This window comes from Parafrankia sp. BMG5.11, from assembly GCF_004337455.1.
The window spans coordinates 170,958-184,156 of record NZ_SJXI01000036.1; the positions used below are offsets into that span (position 1 = coordinate 170,958).

The window sequence follows — 13,199 nt, forward strand, 5'->3', positions numbered from 1 at the left end:
GCCGGGGAAGGGCGGCGGGCCACCACCCGGCCGGCCCGGATACGGCCCGCTGGGTGCCGGCCCGGGGTAGGGCCCGGCGCCGGGCGGGGGCCCGTAGCCGCCGGGCGCGCCGCCACCCCACGGCGGCTGTCCAGGAGCAGGTTGCCCAGGTCCAGGCTGCGGGCCGGGCGGTCCACCGCCGTAGGGACTTGTCATGACTCTCCTGGAAGGTTCCGCGTCGTGGCACGGCAGGATACTGCGCTGGTCACCGGGCGGATATCGGTACGGACACCCGGTGTGCCCTCCGGTGCGCCGCCTGGTGCGGGGCCCCGGTGTGGAGATCGCCACCGTCGGTGGTGATCTCCACGATGCCGAAGATGGGGTAGGGCATGCGCGTCTCGGCCGTACCATGGAGCCGAATCCATGTCCGTCCGGGTCCGTCCGGCCCGGAACGACCACCGAACAGCCTGGTCCCCGCGTGGCCCGTGCCGGTCGGCCGGTCACCGGTCTCCCGGCCTCCGGCCGGGGCTCCCCGCACCGGGCCGCCGCCGTCGGTGCGCCGGCGCGGTGCCGCCGGCGAACCGGCGGCACCCGAACCGGCGGCGGACGCCACCGTCGGGCCGCCACCACCGGACGGGTCGCCACCACCGGACGGCTCAGCACCACCGGACGACGGGGTACCGCCGGCGGGTCCGCACCACCGCGGATCCCGTCCGGAGATCCCGTCCGAAGTACTTGTCCGAACTACCCGAAAGAGACGACACATGATGTCCGACGGCCTGACCGCCCCCGCCCCCGCCCCGGGCGCTTCGCCATCCGGCCCCGTCGCGCCGGCGGACGGCGCGGAGCGGCACGCCGGCACCGCCCGGGTCAAGCGCGGCATGGCGGAGATGCTCAAGGGCGGCGTCATCATGGACGTCGTCACCCCCGAGCAGGCCCGCATCGCCGAGGAGGCGGGCGCCGTCGCGGTCATGGCGCTGGAGCGGGTGCCCGCGGACATCCGGGCGCAGGGCGGCGTGGCGCGGATGAGTGACCCCGACATGATCTCCGGGATCATCGAGGCGGTCTCGATCCCGGTCATGGCCAAGGCCCGCATCGGGCACTTCGTCGAGGCGCAGATCATCCAGGCGCTGGGTGTGGACTACGTCGACGAGTCCGAGGTCCTCACCCCGGCGGACCCGAACCACCACATCGACAAGTGGGGCTTCACGGTTCCCTTCGTCTGCGGAGCGACGAACCTGGGCGAGGCGCTGCGGCGGATCTCCGAGGGTGCCGCGATGATCCGCTCGAAGGGCGAGGCGGGCACCGGCGAGGTCTCCAACGCCGTGGTGCACATGCGCACGATCCGGTCGGAGATCGCGCGGCTGTCGGGGCTGCCGTCCGAGGAGCTCTACGCCGCGGCCAAGGAGCTGCGTGCGCCGGTGGAGCTGGTCACCGAGGTCGCGCGGCTGGGCCGGCTGCCGGTCGTGCTGTTCACCGCGGGCGGCATCGCCACCCCGGCCGACGCGGCGCTGATGATGCAGCTCGGCGCGGACGGCGTGTTCGTCGGCTCCGGCATCTTCAAGTCCGGCGACCCGGCCCGGCGCGCCCGGGCGATCGTCGAGGCCACGACCATGTACAACGACCCCGGCGTGCTGGCGAAGGTGTCGCGCGGCCTCGGTGAGGCCATGGTCGGCATCAACGTCGGCGAGCTCCCGCCCGAGGCGCGCTTCGCCGCCCGCGGCTGGTGAGCGTCCCGCGGATCGGCGTCCTGGCGCTGCAGGGCGATGTGCGCGAGCACGTCCGCGCCCTGCGCGAGGCCGGAGCCGACGCCGGTGAGGTGCGCCGGGCCGGTGAGCTCGCCGAGCTGGACGGCCTGGTCCTGCCCGGTGGCGAGTCCACTACGATCGGGCGGTTGCTGCGCGTGTTCGACCTGCTCGAACCGCTGCGGGCCGCCGTGGCCGGTGGTCTGCCGGTGTTCGGCTCGTGCGCGGGCATGATCCTGCTCGCGCAGGACGTGATCGACGGCCGCCCGGGCCAGCCGCTCATCGGTGGGCTCGACGTGGTCGTCCGGCGCAACGCATTCGGCCGCCAGGTGGAGTCGTTCGAGACCGACCTGGTGGTGGACGGCGTCGACGGGCCGGCGGTGCACGCCGTCTTCATCCGGGCACCGTGGGTAGAAAAGGCGGGGGACGGCGTCGAGGTACTGGCCCGGGTCGCCGACCGGCCGGTCGCGGTCCGGCAGGGGCCGCTGCTGGCCACGTCGTTCCATCCTGAACTGACGGGGGACATCCGGGTGCACCGGCTGTTCGTGGAGATCGTCCGATCCGAGCTCGGGCTCAAGAGGGGCAGGTCATGAGCGGTCACTCCAAGTGGGCGACCACCAAGCACAAGAAGGCGGTCGTCGACGCACGCCGGGGCAAGCTGTTCGCCAAGCTGGTCAAGACCGTCGAGGTCGCGGCCAAGACGGGCGGCGGCGACCCGGCCGGCAACCCGACGCTGGCGGACGCGATCGCCAAGGCGAAGTCCCAGTCGGTGCCGAACGACAACATCGACCGGGCCATCAAGCGGGGCTCCGGCGAACTCGCCGGCGGGGTGAGCTACGAGTCGGTCACCTACGAGGCCTACGGGCCGAGCGGGGTCGCCGTGCTCGTCGAGTGCCTCACCGACAACCGCAACCGGGCCGCCTCCGACGTCCGGGTCGCGATCACCCGCAACGGCGGCACCCCGGCCGACCCGGGCTCGGTGTCGTACCTGTTCAACCGCAAGGGCGTCATCCTGATCGACAAGACGCCCGACCTCACCGAGGACGACATCCTCCTGGCCGTGCTGGACGCCGGGGCGGAGGAGGTCAACGACGTCGGGGAGGCGTTCGAGGTCGTCTCCGAGGCCACCGACCTGCACGCCGTGCGGGTGGCGGCGGCGGAGGCCGACCTGACGGTCGCCTCGGCGGACATCTCCTGGCTGCCCTCGGTGAGCGTCCCGCTCGACGCGGAGCCGGCCCGGAAGGTCCTCAAGCTGGTCGAGGCGCTCGAGGATCTCGACGACGTCCAGAACGTCTGGTTCAACGCGGACATCTCCGACGACGTGATGGAGCTCGTCTCCAGCTGAGCCCGCGCCGTCCGGGTATTGCCGGGCGGTCGCCTGTTCGGCGTGTCGTGGATGTCGGTGTTGCCCCGGCCACTAGGATCGAACGGATGTTCGTCAGTGTGGTCGGGAGGGCTCGGTGCGTGTACTCGGAGTCGACCCGGGGCTGACCCGCTGCGGCCTCGGGGTGGTCGACGGCGGCCCCGGCCGCCGGGCCAGCCTGGTCGAGGTCGGCGTGGTGCGCACGCCTGCCTCGGGCGAGGTGGCCGACCGGCTGCGGGCCGTCTCCGAGGGCGTGGACGAGTGGCTGGACCGGGTCCGCCCGGACGCGGTCGCGGTCGAGAAGGTTTTCAGCCAGGCCAACGTGCGCACGGTGATGGGCACCGCGCAGGCCGGCGCGGTGGCCATCGTCGCCGCGGCCCGGCGCGGGCTGCCGATCGGTCTGTACACGCCGAGCGAGGTCAAGGCCGCCGTCACCGGCAGCGGGCGCGCGGACAAGGCCCAGGTGGGGTTCATGGTGACGAAGCTGCTGGATCTTCCGGAGGCGCCGCGCCCGGCGGACGCCGCCGACGCGCTCGCCCTGGCCCTGTGCCATCTGTGGCGCGGGCCGGCACTGGCCCGGATGCGCGCCGCGACCCCCGCGCGGAGCCCGGGCGTGCCGGGTGGCCGGCGATGATCGCGTCGGTCAGCGGCACGGTGGAGGTGCTCTCGCCCGGCTCGGCGGTCGTCGACGTCGGCGGCGTCGGCGTCCTGGTGTGGTGCACGCCGTCGACGCTGGCCCGGCTGCGGGTCGGCGAGCGCGCGCGGTTGGCGACGACCCTCGTCGTCCGGGAGACCGAGTTGACGCTGTACGGGTTCCGCGACGCCGACGAGCGGGACGTCTTCGAGATCCTGCAGGGCGCGGCCGGGGTGGGGCCCAGGCTCGCCCAGGCCGTCCTCGGCGTGCACAGCCCGGACGTCATCCGTCGGGCTGTCGCGGAGGAGGACCTGGCCACGCTCACCAAGGTGCCGGGCATCGGCCGCAAGAGCGCCCAGCGCATCGTGCTCGACCTGCGGGACAGGCTCGGCCCGCCGTCATCCCCGGTCCCGCCGCCGCGCGCCGCGGCGCCGCCGCCGGCCGCCGCGGATCCGCGTCTCGGCGCCGCGGGCGAGCAGGTCCGGGACGCGCTGGTCGGCCTCGGTTACTCCGCGAAGGAGGCGCTGGACGCGGTGGTCGCGGCTCGGACGGCGCTGCACGGCCCCGGCGACGGCGCGGCCGTGACCGACGGCGGTGACGGCGTGACGGGTGACGGCGCGGCGGGCGGCGCGGACCCCGCCGGTCCGGTCGACCCCGCGGCGCTGCTGCGGGCGAGCCTCGCCGTGCTGCGGCCGCGATGACGCCCCGGATGACGACGCCCTGGAGGTCGCCGTGAGCGGCGAGGGCCTGGTCTCGGCGGCGGCGGCCCCCGAGGAGCAGGCGTTCGAGGCCGGCCTGCGCCCGAAGAACCTGGACGAGTTCGTCGGCCAGCGCAAGGTGCGGGAGCAGCTTTCGATCATGCTCGAGGGGGCGCGCGGCCGCGGCCGCCCGCCTGACCACGTGCTCCTGTCCGGTCCACCCGGGCTGGGTAAGACAAGCCTGGCGATGATCATCGCCGAGGAGCTCGGCGTGCCGCTGCGGATGACCAGCGGCCCGGCGATCGAGCGGGCCGGTGACCTGGTGGCGATCCTGACCGCGCTCACGCCCGGCGAGGTGCTCTTCCTCGACGAGATCCACCGCATCGCCCGTCCCGCCGAGGAGCTGCTGTACGCGGCGATGGAGGACTTCCGCGTCGACGTGGTCCTCGGCAAGGGCCCGGGCGCGACGGCGATCCCGCTCGACCTGGCGCCGTTCACGCTGGTCGGCGCCACGACCCGCTCCGGCCTGCTGACCGGCCCGCTGCGGGACAGGTTCGGCTTCACCGGCCACATGGACTTCTACGACGCCGCCGAGCTCGCGCTGGTGCTGACGCGCTCGGCCCGGCTGCTCGGCGTCCAGCTGACCGAGGGCGGCGCGGTCGAGGTGGCGGGCCGCTCCCGGGGCACCCCGCGGATCGCGAACCGGCTGCTGCGCCGGGTCCGCGACTACGCGGAGGTCCGTGCCGACGGTGTGGTCTCCCGTGAGGTCGCCCGCGCCGCCCTGCGGATCTACGACGTGGACGCTCTCGGTCTGGACCGGCTCGACCGGGCGGTGCTCGACGCGCTGGTCCGCCGGTTCGGCGGCGGGCCGGTGGGGCTGAGCACCCTTGCCGTGGCGGTGGGCGAGGAGGCCGACACGGTCGAGGACGTCTCGGAACCGTTCCTGCTCCGGGCCGGCCTGCTGATCCGCACGGCCCGGGGGAGGGTGGCGACCCCGGCCGCGTTCACCCACCTGGGCCTCGAGCCCCAGTCGGACCAACTCGGCAGGTCACAGGCACCGGCGGCCCTGTTCGGGGAGGACCCGCCGGCGTCCTGAACCGCCGTCCGGGTGGGTCGGCCGGTGCCTTCGGGGAACACACCACCGGCCTGCCCGCTGTGGGTGTGGCGCGGATACGTACGATCAGCCGCGACACCCAGGAGGGCGGGACGTGCAGGTAATCGCGGCCGTGACAAGCGCGGCGGACAACAACGGCGGCAGCTCCATCAGTGGGCTGATCTTCCCAATACTGATCGTCCTTCTGATCGTCTACTTCTTCTCGACCCAGCGGCGCCGTGCGCGTGCGCAGCAGCAGCAGCTTTCCCAGATCGTCCCCGGCACGCTGGTCCTGACCACCGCCGGCCTCTACGCGACCGTCGTCGAGATGGACGGCGCCGACGTCCTGCTGGAGATCGCGCCGGACGTCGTCTGCCGGTTCGGCCGCAGCGCGATCGCCCGGGTGATCAGCACGCCCGGCCAGGACGGCGACACGGACGAGGACACCGACGGCCATCCGGACACCGACGGTCACCCGGACACGGACGGACCCGGCCCGGACGCGACCGGGAAGTCCCTCGGTGGCGACTCCGGCACGGGGAGCGGGGACGCCGGCACCGGTGCCGGCGGAGCGACCGGCAGCGGGGCCGGCCGCGGTGCCGAGAGCACGGACGACGCCGCGCGGCCGCCGCGCAAGGAACTGTAGGGCGCGCGCCGTGGCTGTAGGGCGTTTCGCGCCCCCTTGCGCCCGGTTCAGGGGGCGCGCGGGCGGCCGCTAGGGGTCTGTGGTGCGGCCGTGGTGCCTGCCGTCGCTGACCGTCACGCGCCTGTCGGCAGCCGGTGGTGTCACAGCCGGGCCGTCGGAACGTACCCTCGGTGACACTCGTTCGGAATCGTTGAGCGCCGCCGGGATCGGTGACGGTGTGTGAGGAAGGGACTTGGCGTTGGCACGTCGCTCGGCACGAGCCTCCGGAGGCGTCTCCGTCGGCGCCCGGCTCGGAGTACTCGGTGCTCTGCTCGCCGTCCTCTACGGCCTGATGGCCGTCACCGGGGTCTGGACGCCCAAGCTCGGCCTGGACCTCCAGGGCGGGACAAGCGTCATCCTCACCCCGCGTTCGATCACCGGCGGATCGGTCGACAACGGGGCTCTCAACAAGGCCGTGGACATCATCCGTGAGCGGGTGGACGGCCTCGGCGTGGCCGAGGCCGAGGTCCGCCGCGCGGGTAACACCATCGAGATCTCCGTGCCGGGCCGCGGCCGCAACGACGTCGTCGACCTGGTGGGCCAGACCGCTGAGCTGCGCTTCCGCGAGGTCTACCGGGCCGACGTCGCGCAGTCGGCTCCCGCGACACCCGCCCCGGGTACGACACCCGCCCCGGGTGCGACGCCGACGCCGGGTGCGACGCCGACGCCGGGCGCGACGCCGACGCCGGGCGCCACACCCGCTCCGGCCGACATCGCGCCGGCGCCGACGGCCACCGCGCCCGCCTCGCAGCGGCCCGCCGCGCTCGGGCCCGCCCCGGGCATCGGCGAGCAGCCCGGCCTGGTGGCCCAGCCCGCCAGCTTCACGAGCGGGTCCGGGAGCTCCGGGCCCCGCATCGAGCTCGCGGCCGCGACCAACCAGTCCGCCTCGCCCGCGCCGGCCGCCGCTCCCACGGCCAGCGCGCCCGCCGCCACACAGCCGGCCGCGACCGACCCGGCCGCGACCAGTCCGGCCGCGACCAGTCCGGCCGCGACCGATCCGAACGCGGCGGTCGACCCGAACGCGCCGACGCCGCCCGCCGACGTCGCGGACAAGTTCGCCAACCTCACCTGCTCGGCCACCGGCGTGCGGAGCACCTCGGTGAGCCTGGACCGCCCCGAGGACTGGATCGCCGCCTGCGACCGCAACGGGACGACCAAGTACCTGCTCCAGCCCGCGGCCCTCGTGGGTACCGACGTGTCCACCGCCTCGGCGGGCCTGCTCAGCAGCGGTGGCGGGAGCACGAGCGTCACCACCGGCCAGTGGGTCGTCAACGTCGACTTCACCGGCTCCGGCCAGACCAAGTTCACGAACCTGACCGAGAAGACGATCGGCAAGCAGGTCGCGATCGTGCTCGACGGCATCGTCCAGTCGGCGCCGCAGACGAACGAGCGGATCGCCGGCTCGGCGCAGATCTCGGGGAGCTTCTCCCAGTCCGACGCCGAGGACCTCGCGAACGTCCTGCGCTTCGGCGCGCTGCCGCTGGCCTTCGAGCGCTCGCAGGCCGAGTCGGTCTCCCCGACCCTGGGCCGCGAGTCACTGCACGGCGGGCTGCTGGCCGGCGCCATCGGGCTCGGCCTGGTGATCATCTACTCGTTCCTGTACTACCGGGCGCTGGGCATCGTCGTGATCGCCTCGCTGGGGGTCAGCGCGGCGCTCATCTACGCCTCGGTCGTCCTGCTGGGCGACGCGATCGGGTTCACCCTGACGCTCGCCGGCATCGCCGGACTGATCGTGTCGATCGGTGTGACAGCCGACTCGTTCGTCGTCTACTTCGAACGGATCAAGGACGAGGTCCGGGCCGGCCGCAGCGTACGGACCTCCGTCGAACGGGCCTGGCCGGCGGCCCGGCGCACCATGCTGTCCGCGGACACCGTGTCCTTCCTCGCCGCGGCGGTGCTCTACGTCCTGTCGGTCGGGTCGGTCCGGGGCTTCGCCTTCACCCTCGGCCTGTCGACGCTCATCGACGTCCTGATCATGTTCATCTTCACCCGTCCGCTGGTCACCGCGCTGGTCCGGCGGCCGTTGTTCAGTACCAGCCGTTTCTCCGGCCTGATGGTGCGGTCGACCGGCGGTGCCGCCGCGGCGGACCGGCCGCGACTGACCCGGCGCGCGGACGCGGGCGCTCCCGGCGCCGAGGACGGCGGCCCACGGGCCGCCGGTGACCTTGACCCGCCGGATCCAGGACCCCGGCTCGAGAAGCCGGGCACGGGGCCGCGGGTGGCGGGCCGACGCACGGCCGGACAGAGGCGGGAGCACTGACATGTCGTTGATAGGTCGGCTCTACCGCAGCGAGTTCAGCGTCGACTTCGTCGGCCGTCGCCGTGTCTGGTACATCGTGTCCGGCGTGCTGATCACGATCTGCGCCCTCAGCATGATCTTCCGGGGATTCTCCCTCGGTATCGAGTTCTCCGGCGGCGCCGTCTTCCAGTTCCCGTCGAACGGCGGGACGGTCGAGCAGGTCGACAGCCTTCTGAGCAAGAACGGGATCGACACGTCCGACAGCGTCGTCCAGCAGCTCGAGACGTCCCGCCAGTTCCGGGTGCAGACGCCCACGCTGACCGACCAGCAGACCGAGGCGCTGCAGAAGGACTTCGCGACGAACTTCCACGTCGCCAACCCGGACGAGGACATCGCCGTCTCGACCGTCGGGTCGTCCTGGGGATCGACGATCACGAGCAAGGCGATCCAGGGCCTGATCGTGTTCCTCGTCCTGGTGATGATCTATCTGTCGATCCGGTTCGAGTGGAAGATGGCGGCGGCGGCGATGGCCGCGCTCATCCATGACCTCATCGTCACGATGGGTGTCTACTCGCTCGTCGGCTTCGAGGTCACCCCGTCCACGGTCATCGCCGTCCTGACCATCCTCGGCTTCTCGCTGTACGACACGGTGGTCGTCTTCGACCGGGTCCGCGAGAACACGGCGGGGATGGCGACGTCCTCGCGGCGCACCTACGCCGAGGCGACCAACGACGCGCTCAACGAGACGCTGGTCCGCTCGCTGAACACGTCCCTGATCGCGCTCATCCCGGTGGCCTCGCTGCTGTTCGTCGGCGCCGGCCTGCTGGGCGCCGGCACGCTCAAGGACCTCGCCCTCGCCCAGTTCGTCGGCATCGCCTCGGGCACCTACTCCTCGCTGTTCTTCGCCACCCCGCTGCTGGTCGACCTCAAGCGAGGTGAGCCGGCGGTGAAGGCACTCGACGCCCGGGTACTGCGGGCGCGGGCGAGCGCCGCCCGCGCGGCCAAGACGACCGAGTCCGGGGGCGGCGGCCGGCCGGCGGCGCGCCGCGGCGCGGATCCGGAGACGGCCGTCCCACTGGCCGACCCGGACTCGGACCGGCGCGACGACGGCCGGGATCCGGCGGACACTGTCGGCATCGCCACCGGGATGCGCGCGGCCCCGGCCGGGGCCGCCAGCGGCGCGGCCGGGCGTGGTGGCATGCCGTCGGCCCAGCGCCGCGCCCCGAACCGCAAACCGTCCCAGCGAGGCCGCCCGAGCGGCAAGAAGCGACGCTAGGGGCGGCCCGCCGCGACGGAGTAACAGAGGCAGAACCACGACCGGCAGAACCACGACCGGCACGACATCGGCGCGAACCGCCGCCCGCGGGGCGGCGACAACGAAGATCGGAGAGGTCACCACGATGACAAGCGTCGACAGCCAGCCGGACCTGAGCGCGGCCGAGGCCGTGCTGGGCGCCCACGTGCGCGACGTCATGGACTTCCCCAAGCCGGGAGTCGTCTTCAAGGACATCACCCCGCTGCTCTCGACTCCGGCCGCCTTCGGAGTGGTCGTCGGTGCGCTGGCGGACCTCGCCCGCGGGCTGGGCGCCACCACGATCGCCGGCATCGAGGCGCGTGGCTTCCTGCTGGCCGCCCCGGTCGCCGACCGGGTCGGCGCCGGCATCGTCCCGATCCGCAAGCAGGGCAAGCTGCCCGGCCGGACCCGCAGCGAGGCGTACGCGCTGGAGTACGGGACGGCCGTCCTGGAGATCCACGAGGACGCCGTCCCGACGGGTGAGCGGGTCCTGATCGTCGACGACGTGCTCGCCACCGGCGGCACCGCGGCCGCCGCGCACACCCTGCTGCGCGGGTGCGGCGCCGACGTGGTGGGGCTGGCGGTGCTGATGGAGCTGACCTTCCTCTCCGGGCGCGACCGGACCGGCACGCTCGACATCACCTCGATCATGAAGATCTGACCGTGTCCGGCGCGTCGCCCGTGTCCGGTCACGGTTCGTGACCGGCGCTCGGCATTGACGCGAACGGCCTGCCCGCCGGCCTCTGGCGCGCCCCTGGCCGGGCGGGGTTGCGGAAGGCCCGGCGCCCCCGCAGCGTTAACCTCGACGTCAGGAGCCCTTCGCACATCCGTGCCACGGCTGAAGTGCTAAGCAGGAGCGGCCTGTGCCTGAGGCGCCGGTGACCACCGGATCCGTGCCGACGGCCGCGTCATCCGCCGGGGATACGCGGCCGGTCCAGGCTGCCCTGTCCGCGACCGACCGCACGCCGTCCACCGCCGACCGCACGCCGCTCGCGGGCGGCCAGCTCCCGCGCACCGGGCCGTCCGCCGCGCACGGCGGCCGCGACGGCGCCGAGGGCGGGTCGGGGTCCTCGCCCGTCCCGGACGCCACCGGAGAGGACGCCGAGAGCGGCTCGCCGGTGGTGCCGCGGCTGGGCCACGAGTCGCCTCCGCTGCCTCGCCGGGTCCGCCGCTTCTCCCGGCTGGGGGCGCACCGCGCCACGCCGCCCTCGTCGCTGGATCCGGTGCTGCGGGGGCTGGTCGCGAACCACCCGCGGATGGACATCGGGCCGGTGCAGCGGGCGTTCGAGGTGGCCGACGCGGCCCACGCCGGGCAGGTCCGTTTCTCCGGGCACCCGTACATCACCCATCCGATCGCGGTCGCCAGCATCCTGGCCGATCTCGGCATGGACATCCCGACGCTGTGCGCCGCGCTGCTGCACGACACCCTGGAGGAGACCGACCTCCCGCCGGAGACGATCGAGGCCGAGTTCGGCCCGCAGGTGCTGCAGATCGTCGACGCCGTCAGCAAGCTCAACCGGGTCAAGGTCGGCGAGGCCGCGCAGACCGAGACCATCCGCCGGATGGTCGTCGCCATGGCGCGCGACCCGCGGGCCCTGGTGGTCAAGCTCGCTGACCGCCTGCACAACATGCGGACGCTGCGCTTCCTGCCCGAGCACAAGCAGGAACGCAAGGCGCGCGAGACGCTGGAGATCTACGCGCCGCTGGCCCACCGCCTCGGGATGAACTCCCTCAAGTGGGAGCTGGAGGACCTGGCCTTCGCGGCGCTGTTCCCGAAGCGCTACGACGAGATCGTCCGCCTTGTGGCCGACCGGGCACCCAGCCGCGACGTCTACCTCACCGAGACGTCCACGCAGGTGCAGACGCAGCTGGCCGAGGCGAGGATCAAGGCCGTGGTGACCGGCCGGCCGAAGCACTACTACTCGATCTACCAGAAGATGGTCGTCCGCGGCCGGTCCTTCGAGGACATCTACGACCTCGTCGGCATCCGGGTCCTGGTCGACTCGGTGCGGGACTGCTACGCGGCGCTGGGCACCGTCCACGCGAACTGGAAGCCGATCCCGGGCCGGTTCAAGGACTACATCGCGATGCCCAAGTACAACATGTACCAGTCGCTGCACACGACGGTCATCGGGCCCGAGGGCAAGCCGGTCGAGCTGCAGATCCGCACGCACTCGATGCACAACCGGGCCGAGTACGGCATCGCGGCGCACTGGAAGTACAAGGAGGACGGCTCCGGCGCGGGCTCCCGGTCCGGCGGCTCCCGCTCGTCGGGCTCGTCGGCGTCGCGGCGGGCCGCCGCGAACAGCGGCGCCGGGGGCACCGACCCGAACCTGCGCAACTGGCTGCGCCAGATCCTGGACTGGCAGCGCGAGACGGCCGACCCGGGGGAGTTCCTCGACAGCCTGCGCTTCGACATGGCCGACGACGAGGTCTTCGTCTTCACGCCGAAGGGCGACGTCATCCCGCTGCCGGTCGGGTCGACGCCGATCGACTTCGCCTACGCCGTACACACCGACATCGGCCACCAGTGCGTCGGCGCCCGGGTCAACGGCCGGCTCGCGGCGCTCGACACCGCGCTGGAGAACGGCGACACGGTCGAGGTCTTCACCTCGCGGGCCCACTCGGCCGGCCCGAGCGAGGACTGGCTGACCTTCGTCCACTCGTCCCGCGCCCGGACGAAGATCCGCCAGTGGCACGCCCGGGAGCGCCGCGAGGACGCGATCGTCGCCGGCCGGGACGCGATCGGCCGGGCGATGCGCCGCCACGGCCTCCCGCTGGCCCGCCTGATGACCGGCGACGCGCTGCTGACCCTGGCGAAGGACATGCGCTACGCCGACGTCGCGGCGCTGTACGCGGCGGTCGGAGAGAAGAACATCAGCGCGCAGGCGGTGGTGAACCGGCTGCTACAGGGGCTCGGCGGTCCCGAGGGCGCCGAGGAGGACGCGGCCGAGATCGAGCTGCCGATCCGGGCCCTGCGCCGGGCCACCGGTGACGCCGGCGTGCTCGTCACCGGTTCCCCGGACGTGTGGGCCAAGCTGGCCCGCTGTTGCACGCCGATGCCCGGCGACGCCATCGCCGGCTTCGTCACCCGGGGCAAGGGCGTGTCGGTGCACCGTGCCGACTGCGTCAACCTCGCCGGCCTGCGGGGCGGCCCGCACGACCGGACGGTCGAGGTGGAGTGGGCGCCGTCATCGGGCTCGGTCTTCCTGGTGGTGATCCAGGTGGAGGCGCTGGACCGGACCCGGCTGCTCTCCGATGTGACCAGGGTGCTGTCCGACCACCACGTCAACATCCTCTCCGCGTCGGTCACCACGACGCGCGAGCAGGTGGCGGTCAGCCGGTTCACCTTCGAGATGGGCGACGCCAAGCATCTCGGTCACATCCTCGACGCCGTCAGATCCACCGACGGTGTGTACGACTGTTTCCGAGTCACCTCGGACGCACAGAGCTGACTGCGAGGGGGCAC

General features: G+C 73.2%; 11 protein-coding genes. All 11 read left to right on the plus strand.

Going from position 1 to position 13,199, the window contains the following annotated elements; translation table 11 throughout:
* The first annotated feature begins 743 nt into the window (after nucleotides 1-743).
* The 11 genes from pdxS (at nucleotide 744) to E0504_RS24645 (ending at nucleotide 13,185) form a co-directional block, all read left to right on the plus strand.
* Entirely contained in the window at nucleotides 744-1,709 is a 966-nt protein-coding gene (pdxS, locus tag E0504_RS24595; protein WP_020462622.1) for a pyridoxal 5'-phosphate synthase lyase subunit PdxS, read from the plus strand.
* Complete coding sequence (pdxT, locus tag E0504_RS24600; protein WP_071061708.1) at nucleotides 1,706-2,317, plus strand: pyridoxal 5'-phosphate synthase glutaminase subunit PdxT; 612 nt, start codon at nucleotides 1,706-1,708, stop codon at nucleotides 2,315-2,317. Before pdxS ends, pdxT begins: the two co-directional genes overlap by 4 nt.
* Complete coding sequence (locus tag E0504_RS24605; protein ID WP_071061710.1) at nucleotides 2,314-3,069, plus strand: YebC/PmpR family DNA-binding transcriptional regulator; 756 nt, start codon at nucleotides 2,314-2,316, stop codon at nucleotides 3,067-3,069. Before pdxT ends, E0504_RS24605 begins: the two co-directional genes overlap by 4 nt.
* Before the next feature lie 115 nt (nucleotides 3,070-3,184).
* Nucleotides 3,185-3,721 (plus strand): crossover junction endodeoxyribonuclease RuvC, encoded by a 537-nt coding sequence (ruvC, locus tag E0504_RS24610; RefSeq protein ID WP_112109192.1) that lies wholly within the window; start codon nucleotides 3,185-3,187, stop codon nucleotides 3,719-3,721.
* Nucleotides 3,718-4,422: a Holliday junction branch migration protein RuvA gene (gene ruvA / locus E0504_RS24615; protein ID WP_112109209.1), complete on the plus strand. Its 705-nt coding sequence runs from the start codon at nucleotides 3,718-3,720 to the stop codon at nucleotides 4,420-4,422. The genes ruvC and ruvA overlap by 4 nt, the downstream gene beginning before the upstream one ends.
* 31 nt (nucleotides 4,423-4,453) lie before the next feature.
* Nucleotides 4,454-5,515, plus strand: a complete 1,062-nt coding sequence (gene ruvB, locus E0504_RS24620) for a Holliday junction branch migration DNA helicase RuvB (protein WP_112109208.1) — start codon at nucleotides 4,454-4,456, stop codon at nucleotides 5,513-5,515.
* Between the two features lie 112 nt (nucleotides 5,516-5,627).
* The gene (yajC, locus tag E0504_RS24625) at nucleotides 5,628-6,158 is read left to right on the plus strand and encodes a preprotein translocase subunit YajC (RefSeq protein ID WP_071061714.1); all 531 of its coding nucleotides are present in this window, start codon (nucleotides 5,628-5,630) and stop codon (nucleotides 6,156-6,158) included.
* 238 nt (nucleotides 6,159-6,396) lie between these two features.
* Nucleotides 6,397-8,457 (plus strand): protein translocase subunit SecD, encoded by a 2,061-nt coding sequence (gene secD, locus E0504_RS24630; protein WP_131625962.1) that lies wholly within the window; start codon nucleotides 6,397-6,399, stop codon nucleotides 8,455-8,457.
* Nucleotide 8,458: 1 nt separating this feature from the next.
* A complete protein-coding gene (secF, locus tag E0504_RS24635) occupies nucleotides 8,459-9,712 on the plus strand; it encodes a protein translocase subunit SecF (protein WP_112109194.1) in 1,254 nt (417 codons plus the stop codon).
* Between the two features lie 124 nt (nucleotides 9,713-9,836).
* Nucleotides 9,837-10,391 (plus strand): adenine phosphoribosyltransferase, encoded by a 555-nt coding sequence (locus E0504_RS24640; protein ID WP_071061720.1) that lies wholly within the window; start codon nucleotides 9,837-9,839, stop codon nucleotides 10,389-10,391.
* A gap of 202 nt (nucleotides 10,392-10,593) precedes the next feature.
* Nucleotides 10,594-13,185, plus strand: a complete 2,592-nt coding sequence (locus tag E0504_RS24645; RefSeq protein ID WP_112109195.1) for a bifunctional (p)ppGpp synthetase/guanosine-3',5'-bis(diphosphate) 3'-pyrophosphohydrolase — start codon at nucleotides 10,594-10,596, stop codon at nucleotides 13,183-13,185.
* Nucleotides 13,186-13,199: the final 14 nt, after the last annotated feature.

What these genes read in the sequence shown, in the direction of transcription:
- pdxS (WP_020462622.1), top strand. Translation starts at nt 744, where the DNA reads ATGATGTCCGACGGCCTGACCGCCCCCGCCCCCGCCCCGGGCGCTTCG.
- E0504_RS24605 (WP_071061710.1), top strand. Translation starts at nt 2,314, where the DNA reads ATGAGCGGTCACTCCAAGTGGGCGACCACCAAGCACAAGAAGGCGGTC.
- ruvA (WP_112109209.1), top strand. Translation starts at nt 3,718, where the DNA reads ATGATCGCGTCGGTCAGCGGCACGGTGGAGGTGCTCTCGCCCGGCTCG.
- secF (WP_112109194.1), top strand. Translation starts at nt 8,459, where the DNA reads ATGTCGTTGATAGGTCGGCTCTACCGCAGCGAGTTCAGCGTCGACTTC.
- E0504_RS24640 (WP_071061720.1), top strand. Translation starts at nt 9,837, where the DNA reads ATGACAAGCGTCGACAGCCAGCCGGACCTGAGCGCGGCCGAGGCCGTG.